The sequence below is a fragment of the Pseudomonas sp. BC42 genome, from assembly GCF_021560055.1.
Lineage (GTDB): Bacteria > Pseudomonadota > Gammaproteobacteria > Pseudomonadales > Pseudomonadaceae > Aquipseudomonas.
This window is the reverse complement of sequence record NZ_CP091067.1, coordinates 5,305,821-5,326,509: the sequence shown is the minus strand read 5'-3', so window position 1 is coordinate 5,326,509 and position 20,689 is coordinate 5,305,821. Positions and strand designations below refer to the sequence as shown.

Genomic DNA, 20,689 nt, shown 5'->3' with positions numbered 1-20,689 from the left:
CTGATCACGCCTTGGCTGACAGGCAAGCACGGCGCTGCAGTAAAACGGTCATCTGTCCTGTTTAGGCTCGGCCACTGACGTCGTTCGAGTGTCCTTCATGCGCAAAGCTCCGACCCTGCTAGCACTCCTGCTCCTGTTCGGCTTGCCGGCCTGGGCCGAGGAGTGGCCGGGGGAGCAATGGCGCCGGGCCCCGGATGTCGCCGGTCCGGCGCTCCAGGCGCTTGAGGACTACGCCTTCGTGCCCAGGGACGAGAAGTCCCGGCAAGGCATTCGCACCGACGCGTTGCTGGTGATCCGCGATGGCCAGGTGCTTTACGAGCGCTATGCCGGCGCCACCGGAGCGCAGACTCCTCATCTCATCTGGTCTGCCAGCAAGAGTCTGCTGGCGGTGGTGTTGGGCGTTGCCTTCGCTGAAGGCCGCTTCCAGCTGCAGGACCCTGCCGCACAGTATTACTCGGCGCTGCAGCGGCATCCGAGCATCACCCTGGCCGACTTGCTGCACTGGGCCTCGGGCCTGGACTGGCAGGAAGACTACGAATACGCACCGCTCAACTCCTCGGTGGTGGCCATGCTCTACACCCGGGGCCATCGGGACATGGCCGCATTCGCCGCGCAGCAGGCAGCGGCCGCGCCGGCGGGGCAGGTGTTTCGCTACTCCAGTGGCGACAGCAACCTGCTGGCGGCCAGTCTGCGGGGGATGGTGGGGCCCGAGCGGTACGCGGACTATCCCTGGCACGCGCTGTTCGACCCCCTGGGAATCACCCAGGCCGTGTGGGAACGCGACGCGGCCGGCACCTTCGTTGCTTCGTCCTACCTGTACCTGACGGCTCGGGATCTGGCGCGCATCGGCCTGTTGATGCAGCGCGATGGCCGCTGGCGCGACCGGCAATTGCTGCCCAAGGCCTGGGTCGATTTCTGTCGCACGCCCTTTGCCGGCTACCGCGCCAACCAGGACGTGGCCGTGGCGGGCGGGCACTGGTGGCTCAACCGCGCGGTGGACGGTGCGCCCCGGCCCTGGCCGGATGCGCCGGCGGACACTTATGCGGCGCTGGGACATTGGGGCCAGGCGCTGTACATCCTGCCCGCCGAGCGCCTGGTGATCGTGCGCTATGGCGACGATCGCGATGGCAGCTATCGGCACAACGAGCTGCTCAAGCGGGTCCTGGCGGCCTTTCCCGAGCCGAGTCCGCCATGAGGCGCCGGACCTGGGTGCGGCGTCATCCGCTGCTCGGCCTGTTGCTGCTGGCGCTGCTCCTGCTGCTGGGCTGGGGCTGGCAGCAGCGGGTGGCGTTGCAGGCCTTTCCCGACATCCTCGGGGCCTACACCGCCAAGGAGTACTGCTCCTGCCGTTACGTCATGCAACAACCCGCCGAAGACTGCCGCGCCTACGTGCGCCAGTACCTGCCCATCAGCGGTTTCAACGATGAGCCCCAGGCCCGGCGAGTCACCGCCAGCGCCCTGGGACGGACCCACGGCGCCTCCTGGCTGGGTCTCCGCGAAGGCTGCCGCCTCGATCCCTGATCCTCGATCAAGCCGCGCCGCAGATGATGTGTTCCATACAGTGGAACCACATTTGATTGTCCTGTGCTGCGCCGCGCGGTTATCTGACGCAGCGCTTCGAGCAGGTCCGGCCCCTCGTGCAGCGCTCCGACAACAAGAACGGGAAGCCACCCGGCCCAGAGGAGATACGCCATGACCCGACACCAGCACATCCTTGCCTGGCTCAACGACATCGCCGGCGACCTGCGGGCCATCCGGCAGGACATTCATGCCCACCCGGAACTGGGGTTCGAGGAACAGCGCACCTCGGCGCTGGTGGCGCGTTGCCTGGAGGAGTGGGGCTACCAGGTGCATGCCGGGGTCGGCCGAACCGGGGTCGTGGGGGTTCTGCGCAACGGTACGGGCAGCCGCACCCTGGGGCTGCGGGCGGACATGGACGCCTTGCCGATCATCGAGAACACCGGGGTGCCCTACAGCAGTCGCCATGGCGGTTGCATGCACGCCTGCGGGCATGACGGCCACACCACCATCCTGCTGGGGGCGGCGCGCTACCTGGCCGCGACCCGCCGGTTCGACGGCACCCTGAACCTGATCTTCCAGCCCGCCGAAGAGGGCCAGGGCGGCGCCGAGGCCATGCTCGCCGATGGCCTGCTGGAGCGTTTCCCCTGCGACGCGCTGTTTGGCCTGCACAACATGCCGGGTCTGCCGGCCGGGCACCTGGGCTTTCGCGAAGGACCGATGATGGCCTCCCAGGATCTGCTCGAGGTGATAGTCGAAGGCGTCGGCGGCCATGGCTCCATGCCGCACCTGGCGGTGGACCCGCTGGTGGCGGCGGCGAGCATCGTGATGGCCTTGCAGACGGTGGTGGCGCGCAATATCGACACCCAGGAAGCCGCGGTGGTGACCGTCGGTGCCCTGCAGGCCGGCGAGGCGGCCAACGTGATTCCCCAGCAGGCGCTGTTGCGCCTGAGCCTGCGGGCCCTCAACGCACCGGTGCGCGAGCAGATGCTGGAGCGGGTCAAGGCGATCATCCGCACCCAGGCCGAAAGCTTCGGCTGCCGCGCCAGCATCGAGCATCGCCCGGCCTATCCGGTGCTGGTCAACAGCCCGGAAGAAACCGAGTTCGCCCGGCGGGTCGGGGTCGAGCTGGTGGGGGCCGATGCGGTCAACGGCAACACCCCCAAGCTGATGGGCAGCGAGGACTTCGGCTGGATGCTGCAACGCTGCCCCGGCAGCTACCTGTTCATCGGCAACGGGGTGGCGCAGCCGATGGTGCATAACCCGGGTTACGACTTCAACGACGACATCCTGCTCACCGGCGCGGCCTATTGGGCTGCCCTGGCGGAAAGCTGGCTCAAGCCCTCCTGAGCCTTGCCGCTCCTGTGTTTCCGAGCACCCCGGGCGTTACAGGCGCCCGGCACTTTTCCGAGCCCGGCCCAGGGCTCAAAAGTATCCAAGGAACGTCCCATGAGCACTTCGAGCCCCGCTGCTTCCAAGACCCGGCAGGTGGTAGCTGCCGTCGTCGGCAACGCCCTGGAATGGTACGACTTCATCGTCTATGGCTTTCTCGCCAGCTTCATCGCCCGCCAGTTCTTTCCGGCGGAGGATGAGTACACCTCGCTGCTGATGGCCCTGGCCACCTTCGGCGTGGGATTTTTCATGCGCCCGGTGGGCGGTGTGCTGCTGGGGATCTATTCCGATCGCAAGGGCCGCAAGGCCGCCATGATGGTGATCATCCAACTGATGACCCTGGCCATCGCGATGATCGTGTTTGCTCCCCACTACGCCGCCATCGGGCTGGGGGCACCCTTGCTGATCGTGGTGGCGCGCATGCTCCAGGGCTTCGCCACTGGTGGCGAGTACGCCAGCGCCACGGCCTATCTGGTGGAGAGCGCGCCGGTCCACAAGAAGGGCCTGTACGGTTCCTGGCAACTGGTCGGCCAGTGTCTGGCGGTGTTCAGTGGGGCGGCGATGGTGGCGGCGGTGACCCATTTCTTTTCGCCCCAGACCCTGGATCTTTGGGGCTGGCGCCTGCCGTTCGTGATCGGCCTGCTGATCGGTCCGGTGGGGCTGTGGATCCGCAAGTACATGGAGGAGCCGCAAGCCTTCGTCGAGGCACGCAAGCAGGTGCGGGGCGATGGACCGGGGCTGTGGCAGGTGGTGTCGAGCCAGCGCCGGGCAATCCTGGTGTCCATGGGCCTGTGCAGCGGCAGCACCGTGTCCTTCTACGTGGTGCTGGTGAACATGCCGACCTTTGCCCACACCAACCTCGGCCTGCCCCTGGATCAGGTGCTGCTGGTGCAGATGTTCGCCGTGGCCCTGATGACCCTGGTGATCCCCTTTGCCGGGGCGCTGTCGGACCGGGTCGGCCGGCGCCCGGTGCTGATGGCGTTCACCCTGGCGTTTTTCGTCATGGTCTATCCCTTGTATGTGTGGGTCGCCGCCGCGCCGTCCATCGAGCGCCTGCTGGTGATGCAGATACTGCTGTGTGGCGCCATTGGCGGCTTCTTCGGTCCTGGCCCCACCGCCCTGGCCGAGCAGTTCCCCATCGAGGTGCGTTCCACCGGCGTCTCCGTGGCGTATAACGTGGCGGTGATGCTGTTCGGCGGTTTTGCTCCGTTGATCGTGACCTGGCTGAGCCGGGTCATGGCCACGCCGGTGGCGCCGTCCTTCTATGTCCTGGCAACTTCGATCCTCAGTCTGCTGGGCATCTATTGCATGTACGACGCGGTCCGGGACAGCAAGCCCGATGCCCTGACCCTGGGAGGCGAGTCTTGATTCAGCACAAAGAAGCGGTGGCCTGCGAGCCCATCGTCGAACTGGATGCCCTGGCGCTGTCCCGGGCGATCCACGCCCGTCAGTTGTCCTGCCGCGAGGTGATGCAGGCCTACCTGCAACAGATCGAGCGCTACAACCCGCAATTCAATGCCCTGGTGTCCCTGGGCGATCCGGGCGAGTTGCTGGCCCAGGCCGATGAGCGCGACCGGCAACTGGACCGGGGGCAGTCCATGGGCTGGATGCATGGCATGCCCCAGGCGATCAAGGACCTGGCATCCACCGCGGGGCTGACCACCAGCCTGGGTTCGCCGCTGTTCGCCGAACAGGTGCCCCAGGTGGACGCCATCAGCGTGGCCCGGGTGCGGGCCAGTGGCGCGATCATCGTCGGCAAGAGCAACGTGCCGGAGTTCGGCCTGGGCTCCCACACCTACAACCAGCTGTTCGGCACCACCTGCAATGCCTACGACAGCCGGCTGAGCGCCGGCGGCAGCAGCGGCGGGGCAGCAGTGGCCCTGGCCCTGCGCATGCTGCCGGTGGCCGATGGCAGCGACATGATGGGGTCGTTGCGCAATCCGGCGGCCTTCAACAACCTGTTCGGCATGCGTCCTTCCCAGGGGCGGGTGCCCTTCGGCCCGACCCCGGAACTGTTCGTGCAGCAACTGGCCACCGAAGGACCGATGGGGCGCACGGTGGCCGATGTGGCGCGGCTGTTGAGCACCCAGGCCGGTTACGATCCGCGGGTGCCCTTGTCCCTCAAGGAGGATCCGGCGCTGTTGCAGGCGCCTCTGCAACGGGACGTGCGGGGCCTGCGCCTGGGCTGGTTGGGGGACTACAACGGCTATCTGGCCATGGAGCAGGGAGTGCTGAGCCTGTGCGAACAGGCGTTGGCCGACTTCACCCATCTGGGCTGCGAAGTGGAAAGCTGCCAGCCGGATTTTTCCATGGCGCAGTTGTGGGACTGCTGGCTGGTGCACCGGCACTGGCTGGTCCAGGGGGCTTTGGGGATGTTGCACGGCGACCCGGACAAACGCCGCTGGCTCAAGCCCGAGGCCCGCTGGGAAGTGGAGGGAGCGGCCAACCTGAGTGCTGCGGATGTGTACCGCGCGTCCCAGAGTCGCAGCGATTGGTACCGCGCCTTGCAGCGATTGTTCGAGCGTTACGATTTCCTGCTGTTGCCCACGGCCCAGGTGTTCCCTTTCGATGCACGGCAGGCCTGGCCAAGGCAGATCGATGGGCAGGAAATGGACACCTATCATCGCTGGATGGAAGTGGTGATCGGTCCGACCCTGGCCGGCCTGCCCAGCATCAGCATTCCGGTGGGATTCAACCTGGCGGGCCTGCCCATGGGCATGCAGATCGTCGGTCCGGCCCAGGCCGATCACGCCGTGCTGCAGTTGGCTTACGCCCACGAACAACTGACGCAATGGGTGCGCCTGCGCCCCCCCGGGTAACCTGCTGTAACCAGGCAAGCGTCGCTGATAGGCTCCTGAGGCCCGCATCTTGCTGGGTAACGGCTTTACCCATTCTCAAGTCAGGGAGTTCGGACCATGGCCAGCAAGGTCGAAAGCGGCAGTGTGCGTTCCGTGGAACGGGCCCTGGGGATTGTCGAGTTACTCGGTCAGCACCAGGCCCTGGGGCTGGAGGAGTTGCACTACCTGACCGGGCTGCCCAAGGCGACGGTGTCGCGCATGTTGCTGACCTTGCAGGAGCAGGGCTGGATCTACCGGGGCTTGAGTGACCGGCGCTATCGCTTGAGCGCGCGCAGTCTGTTCGGCGACAGCCGACAACGGTTCAAGCGCCGCCTGGTGGAGCAGGCGGTGCCCTGGCTGCTGGAATTGAGTGCACGCACCGGGCTGGTCAGCGACTTGTCGGGTTTCGACGGCGAGCACCTGGAAGTCCTGGAAAGCGCAGTGCCCCCGGTGTTGCGCAAGCGTTACCCGATCAACAGCCGGATTGTCGGCCAGCATGCCAGCCTGTTTCATTCGGCCATGGGCAAGGCTTGCCTGGGGGCCCTGGCTAGCGCTGAAGTCCAGCGGTTGGCCGAGCGCGAGCGAGTACCGGTCGAAGATCAGCAACAGGCTTGCGCCCAGTCCCAGCACCTGGGGTTTGGCCAGCGCACTGAAGGCCACTGGGAGTATCCGGTGCGCCTGCCTTTTCTGATCCGCGCCGTGGCCTTGCCGTTGCAGGCCGAAGGCCGGGTGATCGGCAGCATCGCCCTGCATTGGCCGATGGATTTGGCCTGTGTCGAGCAGGTGCGCAGTCGTCATTTGCGATTGCTGGCCGAAACCGTCGAACAGCTGCAGAAAACCCTCGTCTGAGCCACTACCGGGCGGCGCAGGCGCGCAATGCGTGATCCATGCTTGGCGTGACTGGCAGCGGGGCGCCGAGCAAGGCCCGGATCCGTCCGGCGCGAGCGCCGCAGGTTTGTTCCTGAACTAAAGCCGCGGCTTGCCACTCTATCGCAGGGCGCCGCCCGAGCACGGCGTTTGCCAGCCTTACGGCAGCCGGTTAAGGTGGCGCCTTCTGTTCAAGGGAGCTTGCATGCGTACGCCGATCCGCCTACTTCTCAGCCTGCTCGGGGGACTGGCGCTGCCGGTCCAGGCCAACTGGTACCTGGACAACGAGTCATCCCGCGTGTCCTTCATCACCACCAAGAACGCCAATATTTCCGAAGTGCAGCGCTTCCTGGTGCTGCACGGCAAGGTCGATGGCAAGGGCCAGGCGCTGGTGCAGATCGAGATGGACTCGGTCAGCAGCGGCATTCCTCTGCGCGATGAACGCATGCGCCAGGAACTGTTCCAGGTGCAGCAGTTTCCCGAGGCGCAGATCACCGCACACATCAACCTGCGCCCGATCAACGACCTGGCTCCCGGTGCACAGATCGAGCTGTTGCTGCCGGTCACCGTGACCCTGCACGGCCAGGAACACACTTACAACGCCGAACTGCTGGCCACCCGCCTGGATGACCGGCGCTTTCAGGTGGTGACCCTGGAACCCCTGGTGCTCAACGCCGAAGACTTCAACCTGGCCCCGGGGCTGGACAGCCTGCGCAAGCTCGCGGGGCTTTCGGCCATCAGTTTCTCGGTGCCGGTGGGTGCGGTGCTGATCTTCACGGCGCGCTGAAATGCGCGCGGCGGTGTTCCCCTGGCGTGAAGGCAACCGCTTCGAGTTGCTGATCGATGGTCCCGAATTCTTTCCGCGCATGCTGCTGGCCATCGTCCGCGCCCAAGAACAGGTGGAGCTGGAACTGTATCTGGTGGAGGCCGGGGCCTGCGCCGAGGCCATGGTTCAGGCCCTGGTCCAGGCCGCCGAGCGCGGGGTGCGGGTGCGTTGCCTGTTCGACGACTACGGCAGCCTGGCCTTTACCCAGCCCCTGCGCCAGCGCCTGACAACTGCCGGTGTCGAATTGCGCTTCTACAACCGCCTGAAATGGCGCCAGGGCCTGCTCAACCTGTACCGCGACCATCGCAAGCTGCTGTTGGTGGACCAGTCCCTGGCAATGGTGGGAGGCACCGGGGTCACCGATGATTTCTGGCAGCCCGAGCACAACAGCTGCGACTGGCATGAAGTGATGGTGGAGATCGCCGGCCCTGCGGTGCGTGACTGGCAGCGGCTGTTTGACCGGCAATGGAGTGCCAACCTGCACCGGGGGGCCTGGAAGCCCAGTGTGGATTTCGGCCTGCCCCATCTGCCGCGCGTTCCTGACTCGGGGGAGGGCATGGGTCGGGTGGCGTATGCCGACTCTCGCCAGCATCGCGACATCCTGCACTCTCTGATCCGCGCCCTGCACAGCGGCCAGCAGCGCATCTGGCTGGCAACGCCGTACTTCTTGCCCACCTGGTCGGTGCGCCGTTCATTGCGCAAGGCCGCGGCCCGGGGGATCGACGTGCGCCTGCTGCTGACCGGGCCGAACACCGATCACCCGGCGGTGCGCTATGCCGGGCACCGTTACTACCCGCGCCTGCTCAAGGCCGGCGTGCGGATCTTTGAATACCAGCCGCGGTTTCTGCATTTGAAGATGGCCCTGGTGGACGACTGGGTCAGCGTCGGCTCGTGCAACTTCGATCACTGGAACCTGCGCTTCAATCTGGAAGCCAACCTCGAAGCCCTGGATCCGTCGCTGACCCGCGCGGTGGCGGCCAGTTTCGAGGCGGATTTCGCCCAGAGCGAAGAGATCAGCCTGGCGCAGTGGCGCAACCGGCCGTTGTGGCGGCGGATCAAGCAGCGGATCTGGGGCTGGGTCGACCGTCTGGTGGTCAACCTGCTGGACCGGCGCGGCTGACCGTAGCCGCTGGCGCAGGCTGCGAACCGGCCGAAGGGACGCAACATCTCAAGATCGCCAAGCAAGGCCCTGCGGGCCTTTGCGCAGCCTCGCAGGCTCGGCAGCGGCTACAGGAGTTGCGGGGGTTGTGGCGATTGCAGCGGCAGCCGGCCAGCGCAGGTCATGCGCCGGCCGGTGTCAGGGGTCAGAGCAGTTCGAAGCTCTGTTGCTTGACGTCCTGGGAGTCCAGGCCGATCTGCACATTGAAGTCGCCCGGTTCCGCGGCGTACTTGAGCTGGGCGTTGTAGAACTTCAGGTCGTCCTCGGTGATGGTGAAGTGAATGGACTTCTCTTCACCGGCCTTGAGCATGACTTTCTGGAAGTTCTTCAATTCCTTGATCGGGCGGATCATCGACCCGGCCACGTCCTGGATATACAGCTGCACCACGGTTTCGCCGTCACGCTTGCCGGTGTTCTTCACGGTCACGCTGGCGTCGAGCTTGCCGCTCTTGTTCAGCGTGGTGGAGGACAGGGCCATGTCCGACAGGCTGAAGCTGGTGTAGCTCAGGCCATAGCCGAACGGAAACAGCGGGCCGGTGGTGTCGTCGAAGTATTGCGAGGTGTAGTTGCCCGGCTTGCCCGGGGTGAACGGCCGGCCAATGGTCAGGTGGTTGTAGTAGGTCGGGATCTGCCCCACGGTGCGGGGGAAGGTGATCGGCAGCTTGCCCGACGGGTTGTAGTCGCCGAACAGCACGTCGGCGATGGCGTTGCCACCTTCGGTGCCGCTGAACCAGGTTTCCAGGATGGCGTCGGCCTGCTGGTTTTCTTCCAGCAGCGACAGTGGCCGGCCATTCATCAGCACCAGCACCAACGGCTTGCCGGTGGCCTTGAGCGCCTTGATCAGGTCGCGCTGGCTGGCGGGAATCAGCAGGTCGGTACGGCTCGAAGACTCGTGGGACATGCCCCGGGACTCGCCCACGGCGGCGACGATCACGTCCGCCTGTTTGGCCGCCTGGACCGCTTCGTCGATCATCTGCTGCGCCGGACGCGGGTCGTCCACCACTTCCGGGGCATCGAAGTTGAGGAAGTTCAGGTAGTCCACCACCTTCTTGTCGGCGGTGATGTTGGAGCCCCGGGCGTAGACCAGCTGGGCCTTGTCGCCCAGGACATTGCGCATGCCGTCGTAGAGCGTCACCGACTGCGCCGGCACGCCGGCGGCGGCCCAACTGCCCATCATGTCGATCGGCGCCTTGGCCAGCGGGCCGACCAGGGCGATCTTCGCGGTTTTCTTCAACGGCAGGGTGTCGTTGTGGTTCTTCAGCAGCACCAGGCTGCGGCGGGCGATGTCCCGGGCGTCGCTGCGGTGCAGGCGGCTTTCGGCGTTGGTGTCTGCCGGGTCGTCCTCGGCCTTGCCGATGCGCACGTAAGGGTCCTTGAACAGGCCCATGTCGTACTTGGCCGCCAGTACTTCACGCACGGCGTTGTCGATGTCCTTCTGCTCGATCTCGCCGGACTTGAGCAGCCCCGGCAGCTCCTTGCCGTACAGCGAGTCGTTCATGCTCATGTCGATGCCGGCCTTGATCGCCAGCTTGGCCGCTTCGCGACCGTCCTTGGCCACGCCATGGCGGATCAGCTCGATGATCGCGCCGTGGTCGCTCACCGCCAGGCCCTTGAAGCCCCATTCCTTGCGCAACAGGTCGTTCATCAGCCAGGTGTTGGAGGTGGCGGGCACGCCGTTGATCGAGTTCAGGGCCACCATCACCCCGCCGGCACCGGCGTCAATGGCTGCGCGGTAGGGCGGCAGGTAGTCCTGGTACATCTTCACCGGGCTCATGTCGACGATGTTGTAGTCGCGACCGCCCTCCACCGCGCCGTACAGGGCGAAGTGCTTGACGCTGGCCATGATGCTGTCCGGCAGGGCCGGGCTCTGGCCCTGGTAGGCATTGACCATGACCTTGGCAATGCGCGAGACCAGGTAGGTGTCTTCACCGAAGCCTTCGGAGGTGCGGCCCCAGCGCGGATCGCGGGAGATGTCCACCATCGGCGCGAAGGTGATGTCCAGGCTGTCGGCGCTGGCTTCCTTGGCGGCGATGCGCCCGGAGCGGCCGATGGCGTCCATGTCCCAGCTGGACGCCAGGGCCAGGCTGATGGGAAAGATGGTCCGGTGGCCGTGGATCACGTCATAGGCGAAGAACATCGGGATCTTCAGCCGGCTGCGCATGGCCGCGTCCTGCATCGGCCGGTTTTCCGGGCGGGTGATGGAGTTGAAGGTGCCGCCGATATTGCCCGCGGCGATTTCCTTGCGGATCAGCTCGCGGGGCATTTCCGGGCCGATGCTGATCAGGCGCAACTGGCCGATCTTCTCTTCCAGGGTCATGCGCTTGAGCAGGTCGTTGATAAAGGCGTCTTTGTTTTCCAGGGGGACCGGGGCAGATTCGGCCAATACAGGGTGACTGGCCAGGCTGACCAGCAGGCCCAGCAAACACAGCTTATTCATGAATAGTGTTCTCAAGGGCTCAAGACCGACGCATGAGTGACGCGTCGAACAGCCAAAATTTAGGGAGCGGCTATTGTTGTTCAGATAAATCCAGCACACTTCAGGCCGTGTGAAAACTGCTGCGTTCGGCAATACGGCGTTAAAAACAGGCTCGTGCGCGAGTCCGATCGGAATGCTCATGTAGGCTACTACACTCCGCTTCCTCGCCTGTTTTTGCCTTGTCTTGCCTTCACTCGCGACGTTTTCACACCGCCTTATTTCTGAACTCTTTTTCGCGCTGGGCATCTTTTAGCCCATCAGCCCGATGCATTCCAGTGGCGCAGGCAGATTTTGCCCACAGGAGGCGTGAAACCGGGCAAAAGCTTCATTTCAATCAGGTTGTGCAAGGAGCCCCACCCATGAACATCACTCAAAGCCTGCGTTCGAGCTGGCCTGTCGCTGCCCTGTTGCTGCTCACCAGCCTGCTCAGCGGCTGCGGCATCAACAACATTCCGACCCTGGACGAGCAGGTCAAGGCCGACTGGGGCCAGGTGCAGAACCAGTACCAGCGCCGCGCCGACCTGATCCCCAACCTGGTGGAAACCGTCAAGGGCTACGCCAAGCACGAGGAAGAAACCCTGACCGCGGTGATCGAGGCGCGGGCCAAGGCCACCTCGATCCAGGTGGACGCCAAGACCCTGGACAACCCGGAAAAGCTCAAGCAGTTCCAGCAGGCCCAGGACCAGTTGAGCGGAGCCCTGAGCCGCCTGATGGTGGTGTCCGAGCGCTACCCGGATCTCAAGGCCAACCAGAACTTCCTGGCCCTGCAATCCCAGCTTGAAGGCACCGAGAACCGCATCGCCGTGGCCCGTCGCGACTTCATCCTGGCGGTGCAGAAGTACAACACCGAGATCCGCACCTTCCCCGGCCGCCTGTGGCACAGCCTGATGTACAGCGACCTGCCGGTGCGTGAATCCTTCGAAGCCACCAGCCCTGACGCCGACAAAGCGCCGCAAGTGAAATTCTGATGGCCCTCGGGCAGCGCGTGCTACGAGGCGCGCTCCTGTGGCTGGGGCTGGTGAGTGGCGTCGTACTGGCGCAACCCTCAGGTTCAACACCCATGGATGGGGTGCCGTTGCGTGCGACGCAGCCCTCTGTCCAGGTCGGGCCTGCACCGGCCACGGCGACAGCGGCACCGATTGCAAGCCTGTTCCCCCCGTTGACCGGGCGTGTGGTGGACACCGCCCAGTTGCTGACGCCTTCGGCGCAGGTCTACCTGACGCAGATGCTCGAACGGCTTGAACAAAGCACCAGCGACCAGGTGGTGGTGGTCACGGTGCCGAGCCTGGGCGGCTACAGCATCGAGGAGTTCGGCCTGCAACTGGGCCGGCACTGGGGCATCGGCCGCAAGGACAGGAACAACGGTGTCCTGCTGCTGGTGGCCAAGGACGAGCGCCAGGTGCGGATCGAGGTGGGCTACGGGCTGGAAGGGCGGATCGACGATATCTGGGCGCACCTGATCATCAACGACTCGATCATTCCGTACTTCAAGGATGAGCTGTACTCCTCCGGGATCATTACCGGCACCACCTCCATCGTGCGTCTGCTGGAGCCCAACAGCACGCGGATGCTGGAGCATCGCTGGGTGGTGCAGAGCTGGTACCAGCAGATCGAATGGCTGTGGTGGTTCAAGCTGGTGTTTTTCTCGGTGTTCGTCGGCGTGCCGCTGGTCGGGCTCTTGCTCTACACGCGCGACGACGGTGAAGCGGCAAGCGCCGGGCGGCGCGACACCGGCGATGACTCGTACAGGCGCGAGCCCAGGGCCGAGCGCGACAGCAGTGCGAGCAGCGGTTCATTCGACTGGTTCGACTCCAGCAGCTCCAGCTCCAGTTCCAGCTCGGATTCGGACAGTTTCAGGGGCGGCGGTGGCAGTTTTGGCGGTGGCGGGGCGTCTGGCAGTTGGTAGTACACGCGGACAAACATTAAGGATGAGGTGCTGATGCGACTCTATAAAATCGGCCTGGTGCTGTTGCTCTGGGTCTTCGCGGTCTCGGCCCAGGCCGAACTCAGGTTCCCGGCCCTGACTGGGCGGGTGGTGGACGACGCGCAGATGATCGAGCCGAGCGTCCGCGCCCAGCTGACTCGGCAACTGCAAGCCCACGAACAGGCCACCAGCGAACAGTTGGTGGTGGTGACCCTGCCGGACCTGCAAGGCGCCAGCATCGAGGACTACGGCTACCAGTTGGGGCGCCACTGGGGCATCGGCCAGAAGGACAAGAACAACGGCGCGCTGCTGATCGTCGCTCGGGACGAGCGCAAGCTGCGCATCGAAGTGGGCTACGGCCTGGAGGAGCGCCTGACCGACGCCCAGGCCTCGGTGATCATCAACCAGGTGATCACCCCGGCGTTCAAGACCGGGCAGTTCAGCAAGGGCATCAGCGACGGGGTTTCGGCCATGCTCCTGGTGCTCGGCGGCACGCCGCTGGACGAGCCGGCCACGGCCTACGACAGCGGCGGCGAGAGCAGTCCGCAGGACGATTTTGTCCAGCGTCACCCGTGGCTGTTCCTCTTCATGGTGCTGCTGTTCATCCTGGTGGTGATGGTGGCGCAGGCGCTCGGTTTCATCACCACCACCAGCGGTCGCGGCGGTGGTGGGGGTGGTTTCGGCGGTGGCGGTTTTGGTGGTGGGTCCGGCGGTGGCGGCTTCAGCGGTGGCGGCGGCACTTTTGGCGGCGGCGGTTCCTCCGGCGGCTGGTAACTCAAAATAAAAAGCGGAAATCCAACGACATGGCATTACTCAGTGAATACGAACAACGGCAAGTGGCCGAAGCCATTGCCCGGGTGGAGCAGCAGACCGACGCCGAACTGGTGACAGTGCTGGCCGCTCGGGCCGACGACTACGCCTATATCCCGCTGCTCTGGGCCAGCCTGCTGGCGCTGGTGGTGCCGGGGCTGGTGCACTACGCCACCGGCTGGCTGAACATGCACCTATTGCTGCTGGCGCAATGGGCGACCTTCATCGTGCTGTGCCTGGTGTTTCGCCTGCCGCGGATCACCACCCGGCTGATCCCGCGCTCGGTACGCCACTGGCGGGCCTCCAACCTGGCCCGGCGCCAGTTCCTCGAACAGAACCTGCACCACACCGTGGGCGGCACCGGGGTGCTGATCTTTGTCAGCGAAGCCGAGCGCTACGTGGAAATCCTCGTGGACGAGGGCATTTCCAAGCGTCTGGATAACAAGCAGTGGAACGGCATCGTGCGCAACTTTACCCAGCAGGTCCGGCAGGGCCAGACCCTGCAGGGCTTCCTCGACTGCATTGAGGCCAGCGGCGAACTGCTCAAGGCCCATGTGCCCCTGACCCAGGTGCGCAATGAATTGCCCAACCGCCTGGTGGTGCTCAACTGAGCCCCCTTGGGGGCCGGCTTGCCGGCCCATGGCCCCTGAGCCTTGCACTGCCCTGGGGCGACGAATTTTTACCGTCGGGTGAATAACTCCGTGCCCCGACGGGATTTGCTCCCTAAAATACCCGCCACTCCCTGATTCACACCCCGCATCGCCCGAGGCACCTGCCCCCATGTCCGTTACCGCTCCTTCCGCCCGCTCCGCGCCGGATCATCACGCCCAGTTCCTGCAATTGCTCGACACCAGCCTTGCGCAAAACGCCTTTATCAAGCTGGTACTGGCCAAGCACGTGGGCCCGGAAGCGGACCTGCAACGCCTGATCATCAAGCAACTGACGGTCAAGGAGCAGCCGTGCCTGTCCTTCGTCTATCGCTACAAGACCCGCGACATCACCAAGAACTTCACCCTGGACGAAGGCAGCGCCGCCATCGCCGAGCTGCTGCCGGCCGCGTTCAAGAACGCCCACCTGCTGACCCTGACCGATGAAGTGCAGCTGGAATACAGCAAGAAGGGCAAGAGCTCGCTGTTCAAGGGCAAGCCGCAAACCCAGCGCGATGTGCCGTCGGCCGAGCACAACCGTGAGAAGAACCGGTTCCTCGATCTCAGCCGGCCGTTCCTCGCCGACCTGGGGGTGACCAACAAGCAGCACGAGCTGATTCCGGCGATGTCGCGCAAGTGGAAGCAGATCAACAAGTTCATCGAAGTCTTCAGCCACGCCCTGAGCAGTTCGCCGATCAAGCTCGATCAGCCGGTACGGGTGGCGGACTTCGGTTCCGGCAAGGGCTACCTGACCTTCGCCATCCACGACTACCTGCGCAACACCCTCAAGGTCGAGGGCGAGGTGACCGGCGTCGAATTGCGCGAGGACATGGTGACCCTGTGCAACGCCGCCGCGCAGCGCCTTGCGCACCCGGGCCTGGTGTTCAAGTGCGGTGACGTGCGCAGCGTGGCCCCCAGCCAGCTGGAAGTGATGATCGCCCTGCATGCCTGCGACATCGCCACCGACTACGCGATCCACACCGGCATCCGCTCCGGCGCGGCGATCATCATGTGCTCGCCGTGCTGCCACAAGCAGATCCGCCAGCAGATCCAGAGCCCGGCGCTGCTCAAGCCGATGCTGCAATACGGCCTGCACCTGGGGCAGCAGGCAGAGATGGTCACCGACAGCCTGCGGGCCTTGTTCCTCGAAGCCTGCGGTTATGAAACCAAGGTCTTCGAGTTCATCTCCCTGGAACACACCAACAAGAACAAGATGATCCTGGCGGTCAAGCGTGCCGAACCGGTTGACCCGACCCCGCTGCTGGCCAGGATCGAAGAACTCAAGGCCTTCTACCAGATCAGCGAGCACTGCCTGGAAACCCTGCTCAAGGCAGACCAGCAGTTGTAAGTGACAAGCGACAAGCCGCAAGCCAGCCACTTGCCACTTGCCACTTGCCACTTGCCACTTACAGCTTGCCGCTTGCCGCTGTAGTACCAGGCTATTACCCGGGCTGGCGTAATGGGACTACCTTGAGTACTTCTTCCGCCCACGTCTTTCCCTGAAAGGAGTCCACTCCATGGCCGCGAAAAAGATCCTCATGCTGGTTGGCGATTACGTCGAAGACTACGAAGTGATGGTGCCGTTTCAGGCGCTGCTGATGGTCGGTCACACGGTGCACGCCGTGTGTCCGGAAAAGCGCGCCGGGCAGACCGTGCGCACGGCGATCCACGACTTCGAGGGCGACCAGACCTACAGCGAGAAGCCGGGGCACCTGTTTGCCCTCAACTTCGACTTCGCCCAGGTCAACTCCGCTGATTACGACGCGCTGCTGATCCCCGGCGGACGCGCTCCGGAATACCTGCGGCTGAACGCCAAGGTGCTGCAACTGGTCCAGGAGTTCGACCAGGCCGGCAAGCCGATCGCCGCGGTGTGCCACGGCGCGCAACTGCTGGCCGCGGCGGGCATCCTTGAAGGTCGCGAGTGCAGCGCCTACCCGGCCTGTGCCCCGGAAGTGCGGTTGGCCGGCGGCACTTACATCGATATCCCGGTGACCGAAGGCCACGTCCAGGGCAATCTGGCCACCGCCCCGGCCTGGCCGGCGCACCCCAGCTGGCTGGCCGATTTCCTGGGCTTGCTGGGCACCAAAATCACCCTGTAAGCGAGGACCACGCCATGTGCGAGCTGTACGTCAAGGCCGACCCGATTCTCTACGAGTCCCGCTCCCGTTCGCTGCGCATCTGTGGCGTGGTCACCACCTTGCGCCTGGAAAACCAGTTCTGGGACATCCTCAGCGAGATCGCCGAAGCCGACGGCATGACCACCAACCAGCTGATCGCCAAGCTGTATGAAGAGGTCATGGACTACCGCGGCGAAGTGGTGAACTTCGCTTCCTTCCTGCGGGTCAGTTGCACCCGCTACCTGAGCCAGCGGCGTACTGCCGCGCCCGATCTCAGCCTGGTGCGGCGCAACGCACTGTAGCCGCTGCCGCAGGCTGCGAACGGCCCGCAGGGACGCGGGTTTCTGAAGGCCGCTCAAGGTTTGGCGGGCGATCGCCAAGCAAGGTCCAGCGGACCTTTGCGCAGCCTCGCGGGCTCGGCAGCGGCGCCCGGGCTCAGCTGATTTTGCTGAGGAAGCCCGGGAGTTGCGGTTCCGGGAGCACCGCCAGCACTTTGAGGCGTTGCAGCATGCGCTGGCGGGCGCGTTGCAGGTGTTCCCTGAGGTTCAGGGCGGCGGCGTCGAAGGCACCGTGCAGCAACAGTTCGAGAATCAGTCGGTGCTCGGCGAGCATCGCCGGGTCGGCACCGATGCCCAGCAGGCGGTAGAAAATCCGGTTGATGATCATCGGGCTCTGGGCCTGGCGGATCAGCGCTGCCATCTTGCGGTTGTGCAAGCCGCTCAGGCAGTGCTGGTGCAGGTCTTCTTCCAGGCGCTCCAGCACCTCCAGGTCGCAATGCTCGGCCTGTTGCGCCTGGGTCACCCGTTCCAGCATCTGTTCCAGGTGCTCGCGCGCCAGGCCCGGGGCGCTCTGGCGCAGGGCCTCGGGTTCCAGGCAGGCGCGCAGTTCGTAGTCTTCGGTGACTTCGCGGGCGGTCAGCGGCCCGGCCAGCCATTGAGAGTAGGGCTCCTTTTCCACCAGGCCGCGATCGCGCAGGCGCATCAGCGCCTCGCGGACCACCGCGCGGCTGACGCCGTAGTGCTCGGCGGCAGCCTGTTCGTCGAGGCGGAAGTGGCCAAAGGCGATGCAGGTGGAGAGGGCGCCGCTCAGTTCCTCGTAGATCCGTTCTCCCAGGGGGCGGGTGTCCACCAGTTCTTCATCGCTGGCCAGTCCCAGGTGCGCATGGCTCAGGGGCAGGCGCAGCGGTTCGATCGCCAGGCCCTGGGGGTTGATCAGGTAGCCGCGGCCATCAAAACGGCTGATCAGGCCTTCGCCGTGCAACAGGTCGAGGGCCTTGCGCACCGGCACCCGGCTGGTGCCGAACAGTTCAGCCAGCGGCGCTTCCAGCAGCACCAGGCCCTGCAGGGCGGTGCCCTGGAGGATGGCGTCGCGCAATACCTGACGGATCATGGCGTAGCGCGATGCGGTGCGCGGGTCCTCTGCTGACACTGCTTTCATCGGTTCCTCTAGGGGGCTGGGCGGCGATGGCCGGGGATTCTCTCACAGTTGCCGAGTGTCACTGAGTGCCACGTTTGCCTGCCCCGTCCTGGGGCCTTCATGGCCGGATTGTTACCTTTCTGCACCAAAATGTACTTTTTAATAAAAGATACATTATTTCATTGGCATGAGCAGGCGCGAGGCTTTTCTCCGTCGGTGGCCCGGCGGCCTGTCTCTGCAACCCACTCTGCCTCGATATTCCAGGGCCATTTCCAAGTTTTCGGAACGGGTGACGAGGTGCGCGGGCTCTTGAGCTGGCACGGAATCTGCTCTGAATAAAATGTACATTTTAATAATTAGTACATTTTATCGATTTGCGGAGTGAACCATGCATCCAGATTCGTTGAGCGACGCCACGGCGATGGCCCAAGCCTTCGCCCAGGGCCGCACCGATCCGGTCCAGGTCCTGGAGCAGGCCCTGGCGTTGGCCGAGGCGACGCCCCATGTGTTCATTTCCCTGTGCCCGGCCCGGGCCCGGCGCGAGGCCGAGGCGGCTGCCGCCCGGTGGCGTGACGGCCAGCCGCTGAGCCTGCTGGATGGCGTGCCCCTGGCCTGGAAGGATCTGTTCGACCTCGCCGGCAGCATCACCACCGCCGCCGCCCAGGTGCGGCGCGATGCAGCGCCGGCCGGCGTCGATGCGCCCAGCGTGCGGCAGTTGTGCCGCGCCGGGCTGGTCAGCCTGGGCAAGACCAATCTCAGCGAATTCGCTTACTCCGGGCTCGGCCTGAATCCGCACTTCGGCACCCCGATCAATCCCCACAGCGATGCCCAGCCACGGATTCCCGGTGGCTCTTCGGCAGGTTCCGCCGTGGCGGTGGCCGCCGGTATCGTGCCGATCGCCATGGGCACCGACACCGCCGGTTCGATCCGCATCCCCGCGGCCTTCAATGGCCTGGTGGGCTACCGCGCCACATCCCGGCGCTATGACCGCGACGGGGTGTTTCCCCTGGCCCACAGCCTCGACAGCCTCGGGCCGCTGACCCGCAGCGTGCGCGATGCCTGGGTGATCGACGCTCTGCTGCGCGGTGGCGACCCACGGCAACTGCCGCTGCCGCGCAGCCTGGCCGGGCAGCGCTTCTGGGTCGATTCGCCAGTGCTCGACGACAGCCGCACCCAAGCGGCGGTGCGCGCCAACCTGCTGCAGGTGGTCGAATGCCTGCAACAGGCCGGGGCGCGGGTGGAGCAACGGCCGCTGCACAGCCTGCAAGCCACCCTGCAACTGATCCAGGAACACGGCTGGCTCGGCGCCGCCGAAGCCTTCGCCCTGCACCAGCCGTTGCTCGACAGCGAGTACGCCGAGCAACTGGACCCACGGGTGCGCCGGCGCCTGGAAAGCGCCCGGCAGATGCCGGCCAGCCAACTGTTGCGGCTGTACCAGGCGCGGCGCCAGTTGCAGCAGCAAATGCACGACGAACTGGACGGCGCGGTGCTGATCACCCCCAGCGTGGCCCATGTGGCGCCGCCCCTGGCGCCCCTGGAGCAGGACGACGAACTCTTTGCCCGGACCAACCTGGCGACCCTGCGCCTGACCATGCCCGGCAGTTTCCTCGACATGCCCGGGGTGGCCCTGCCCAGCGGCCGCGATGCCCAGGGCCTGCCCACCGGGTTGCTGCTGAGCCTGCCCCAGGGCCATGACCAGCAGTTGCTGAACACGGCCCTGGCGCTGGAGGCGGTGCTGCCGCGCTAGGCCCCGACGATTTTTTTCCAACAACAAGCAATCACTGGAGGCCGCTCATGGCTAAAGAAATTCTCTGTGCATTTGGTGTCGATGTGGACGCGGTGGCCGGCTGGCTCGGCTCCTACGGCGGCGAGGATTCGCCGGACGACATCTCCCGGGGCCTGTTCGCCGGGGAAGTCGGCGCGCCGCGCCTGCTCAAGCTGTTCGAGCGCTATGGCCTGCGCACCACCTGGTTCATCCCCGGGCACTCCATGGAAACCTTTCCCGAGCAGATGAAGGCCGTGGCTGATGCCGGCCACGAGATCGGCGTGCATGGCTACAGCCACGAGAACCCCATCGCCATGACTGCCGAACAGGAGGAGATCGTGCTCGACAAGTCCATCGAGCTGATCACCCGGGTCACCGGCAAGCGCCCCACCGGCTACGTCGCGCCCTGGTGGGAATTCAGCAAGGTGACCAACGAGCTGCTGCTGAAAAAGGGCATCAAGTACGACCACAGCCTGATGCACAACGACTTCCACCCCTACTACGTGCGGGTCGGTGACAGCTGGACCAAGATCGACTACAGCCAGCACCCCGACACCTGGATGAAGCCCCTGGTGCGCGGCCAGGAAACCGACCTGGTGGAGATCCCGGCCAACTGGTACCTGGACGACCTGCCGCCGATGATGTTCATCAAGAAAGCCCCCAACAGCCACGGCTTCGTCAACCCGCGACACCTGGAAGAAATGTGGCGCGACCAGTTCGACTGGGTCTACCGCGAGCATGAACACGCGGTGTTCACCATGACCATCCACCCCGACGTCTCCGGCCGCCCGCAAGTGCTGTTGATGCTCGAACGCCTGATCGAACACATCCAGAGCCACGCCGGCGTGCGTTTCGTCACCTTCGACGAGATCGCCGACGACTTTATCCGCCGCCACCCGCGCAACCGCTGATCCCGGCCACTTCATCGAGGCGTG

At 65.1% G+C, this 20,689-nt stretch carries 19 protein-coding genes; 17 read left to right on the top strand and 2 right to left on the bottom strand.

Annotation, left to right across the window (positions count from 1 at the left end; translation table 11 throughout):
* Positions 1-97 precede the first annotated feature (97 nt).
* The 8 genes from L1O02_RS24015 to L1O02_RS23980 all read left to right on the top strand — a co-directional run bounded on the left by L1O02_RS24015 (position 98) and on the right by L1O02_RS23980 (position 8,560).
* Positions 98-1,195, top strand: coding sequence for a serine hydrolase (locus tag L1O02_RS24015; RefSeq protein WP_060842673.1), 1,098 nt, complete (start codon positions 98-100; stop codon positions 1,193-1,195).
* Positions 1,192-1,521: an amidase gene (locus L1O02_RS24010; RefSeq protein ID WP_235758864.1), complete on the top strand. Its 330-nt coding sequence runs from the start codon at positions 1,192-1,194 to the stop codon at positions 1,519-1,521. The genes L1O02_RS24015 and L1O02_RS24010 overlap by 4 nt, the downstream gene beginning before the upstream one ends.
* 171 nt (positions 1,522-1,692) lie before the next feature.
* Complete coding sequence (locus L1O02_RS24005) at positions 1,693-2,868, top strand: M20 aminoacylase family protein (protein ID WP_060837900.1); 1,176 nt, start codon at positions 1,693-1,695, stop codon at positions 2,866-2,868.
* 99 nt (positions 2,869-2,967) lie between these two features.
* Positions 2,968-4,278, top strand: coding sequence for an MFS transporter (locus L1O02_RS24000; protein WP_235758862.1), 1,311 nt, complete (start codon positions 2,968-2,970; stop codon positions 4,276-4,278).
* Positions 4,275-5,729 carry an amidase gene (locus L1O02_RS23995; protein ID WP_235758860.1) on the top strand — a complete coding sequence of 485 codons (1,455 nt, stop codon included), beginning with the start codon at positions 4,275-4,277 and terminating at the stop codon, positions 5,727-5,729. Before L1O02_RS24000 ends, L1O02_RS23995 begins: the two co-directional genes overlap by 4 nt.
* A gap of 96 nt (positions 5,730-5,825) precedes the next feature.
* On the top strand, positions 5,826-6,596 hold the full coding sequence (locus tag L1O02_RS23990; protein WP_060842677.1) for an IclR family transcriptional regulator: 771 nt from the start codon (positions 5,826-5,828) through the stop codon (positions 6,594-6,596).
* 223 nt (positions 6,597-6,819) lie between these two features.
* Positions 6,820-7,401, top strand: a complete 582-nt coding sequence (locus L1O02_RS23985) for a YceI family protein (RefSeq protein ID WP_108544595.1) — start codon at positions 6,820-6,822, stop codon at positions 7,399-7,401.
* 1 nt (position 7,402) lies between these two features.
* Entirely contained in the window at positions 7,403-8,560 is a 1,158-nt protein-coding gene (locus L1O02_RS23980; protein WP_060837904.1) for a phosphatidylserine/phosphatidylglycerophosphate/cardiolipin synthase family protein, read from the top strand.
* 184 nt (positions 8,561-8,744) lie between these two features.
* Here L1O02_RS23980 and bglX read toward each other — a convergent pair whose 3' ends face one another.
* On the bottom strand, positions 8,745-11,036 hold the full coding sequence (gene bglX, locus L1O02_RS23975) for a beta-glucosidase BglX (RefSeq protein ID WP_060837905.1): 2,292 nt from the start codon (positions 11,034-11,036) through the stop codon (positions 8,745-8,747).
* Positions 11,037-11,434: 398 nt separating this feature from the next.
* Here bglX and L1O02_RS23970 point away from each other — a divergent pair, with 398 nt between their 5' ends.
* The 7 genes from L1O02_RS23970 to L1O02_RS23940 all read left to right on the top strand — a co-directional run bounded on the left by L1O02_RS23970 (position 11,435) and on the right by L1O02_RS23940 (position 16,875).
* A complete protein-coding gene (locus L1O02_RS23970) occupies positions 11,435-12,043 on the top strand; it encodes a LemA family protein (protein WP_016965469.1) in 609 nt (202 codons plus the stop codon).
* Positions 12,043-12,981 carry a TPM domain-containing protein gene (locus L1O02_RS23965; protein ID WP_235758858.1) on the top strand — a complete coding sequence of 313 codons (939 nt, stop codon included), beginning with the start codon at positions 12,043-12,045 and terminating at the stop codon, positions 12,979-12,981. The genes L1O02_RS23970 and L1O02_RS23965 overlap by 1 nt, the downstream gene beginning before the upstream one ends.
* A 33-nt stretch (positions 12,982-13,014) precedes the next feature.
* Positions 13,015-13,773, top strand: coding sequence for a TPM domain-containing protein (locus L1O02_RS23960; RefSeq protein WP_235758856.1), 759 nt, complete (start codon positions 13,015-13,017; stop codon positions 13,771-13,773).
* A 29-nt stretch (positions 13,774-13,802) separates the two neighbouring features.
* Complete coding sequence (locus tag L1O02_RS23955) at positions 13,803-14,420, top strand: TPM domain-containing protein (protein ID WP_060837908.1); 618 nt, start codon at positions 13,803-13,805, stop codon at positions 14,418-14,420.
* Between the two features lie 169 nt (positions 14,421-14,589).
* A complete protein-coding gene (locus tag L1O02_RS23950; protein WP_060842681.1) occupies positions 14,590-15,804 on the top strand; it encodes an SAM-dependent methyltransferase in 1,215 nt (404 codons plus the stop codon).
* 169 nt (positions 15,805-15,973) lie between these two features.
* Entirely contained in the window at positions 15,974-16,555 is a 582-nt protein-coding gene (locus L1O02_RS23945; protein ID WP_235758854.1) for a DJ-1/PfpI family protein, read from the top strand.
* Positions 16,556-16,569: 14 nt separating this feature from the next.
* Positions 16,570-16,875: a ribbon-helix-helix domain-containing protein gene (locus tag L1O02_RS23940; protein ID WP_060837911.1), complete on the top strand. Its 306-nt coding sequence runs from the start codon at positions 16,570-16,572 to the stop codon at positions 16,873-16,875.
* A 133-nt stretch (positions 16,876-17,008) separates the two neighbouring features.
* Here L1O02_RS23940 and L1O02_RS23935 read toward each other — a convergent pair whose 3' ends face one another.
* On the bottom strand, positions 17,009-18,010 hold the full coding sequence (locus L1O02_RS23935) for a GntR family transcriptional regulator (protein WP_108544603.1): 1,002 nt from the start codon (positions 18,008-18,010) through the stop codon (positions 17,009-17,011).
* Positions 18,011-18,377: 367 nt separating this feature from the next.
* On the opposite strand from L1O02_RS23935, the gene L1O02_RS23930 reads away from it, so the two are divergent.
* Complete coding sequence (locus L1O02_RS23930; protein ID WP_060837913.1) at positions 18,378-19,736, top strand: amidase; 1,359 nt, start codon at positions 18,378-18,380, stop codon at positions 19,734-19,736.
* 47 nt (positions 19,737-19,783) lie between these two features.
* Positions 19,784-20,665 carry a polysaccharide deacetylase gene (locus tag L1O02_RS23925; protein WP_060837914.1) on the top strand — a complete coding sequence of 294 codons (882 nt, stop codon included), beginning with the start codon at positions 19,784-19,786 and terminating at the stop codon, positions 20,663-20,665.
* Positions 20,666-20,689 lie beyond the last annotated feature (24 nt).

Excerpts from the sequence above, each read along its gene's own strand:
- L1O02_RS24015 (WP_060842673.1), top strand. The coding sequence starts at position 98 with ATGCGCAAAGCTCCGACCCTGCTAGCACTCCTGCTCCTGTTCGGCTTG.
- L1O02_RS24010 (WP_235758864.1), top strand. The coding sequence starts at position 1,192 with ATGAGGCGCCGGACCTGGGTGCGGCGTCATCCGCTGCTCGGCCTGTTG.
- L1O02_RS24005 (WP_060837900.1), top strand. The coding sequence starts at position 1,693 with ATGACCCGACACCAGCACATCCTTGCCTGGCTCAACGACATCGCCGGC.
- L1O02_RS24000 (WP_235758862.1), top strand. The coding sequence starts at position 2,968 with ATGAGCACTTCGAGCCCCGCTGCTTCCAAGACCCGGCAGGTGGTAGCT.
- L1O02_RS23990 (WP_060842677.1), top strand. The coding sequence starts at position 5,826 with ATGGCCAGCAAGGTCGAAAGCGGCAGTGTGCGTTCCGTGGAACGGGCC.
- L1O02_RS23985 (WP_108544595.1), top strand. The coding sequence starts at position 6,820 with ATGCGTACGCCGATCCGCCTACTTCTCAGCCTGCTCGGGGGACTGGCG.
- L1O02_RS23980 (WP_060837904.1), top strand. The coding sequence starts at position 7,403 with ATGCGCGCGGCGGTGTTCCCCTGGCGTGAAGGCAACCGCTTCGAGTTG.
- bglX (WP_060837905.1), bottom strand. The coding sequence starts at position 11,036 with ATGAATAAGCTGTGTTTGCTGGGCCTGCTGGTCAGCCTGGCCAGTCAC.
- L1O02_RS23970 (WP_016965469.1), top strand. The coding sequence starts at position 11,435 with ATGAACATCACTCAAAGCCTGCGTTCGAGCTGGCCTGTCGCTGCCCTG.
- L1O02_RS23965 (WP_235758858.1), top strand. The coding sequence starts at position 12,043 with ATGGCCCTCGGGCAGCGCGTGCTACGAGGCGCGCTCCTGTGGCTGGGG.
- L1O02_RS23960 (WP_235758856.1), top strand. The coding sequence starts at position 13,015 with ATGCGACTCTATAAAATCGGCCTGGTGCTGTTGCTCTGGGTCTTCGCG.
- L1O02_RS23955 (WP_060837908.1), top strand. The coding sequence starts at position 13,803 with ATGGCATTACTCAGTGAATACGAACAACGGCAAGTGGCCGAAGCCATT.
- L1O02_RS23950 (WP_060842681.1), top strand. The coding sequence starts at position 14,590 with ATGTCCGTTACCGCTCCTTCCGCCCGCTCCGCGCCGGATCATCACGCC.
- L1O02_RS23945 (WP_235758854.1), top strand. The coding sequence starts at position 15,974 with ATGGCCGCGAAAAAGATCCTCATGCTGGTTGGCGATTACGTCGAAGAC.
- L1O02_RS23940 (WP_060837911.1), top strand. The coding sequence starts at position 16,570 with ATGTGCGAGCTGTACGTCAAGGCCGACCCGATTCTCTACGAGTCCCGC.
- L1O02_RS23935 (WP_108544603.1), bottom strand. The coding sequence starts at position 18,010 with ATGAAAGCAGTGTCAGCAGAGGACCCGCGCACCGCATCGCGCTACGCC.
- L1O02_RS23930 (WP_060837913.1), top strand. The coding sequence starts at position 18,378 with ATGCATCCAGATTCGTTGAGCGACGCCACGGCGATGGCCCAAGCCTTC.
- L1O02_RS23925 (WP_060837914.1), top strand. The coding sequence starts at position 19,784 with ATGGCTAAAGAAATTCTCTGTGCATTTGGTGTCGATGTGGACGCGGTG.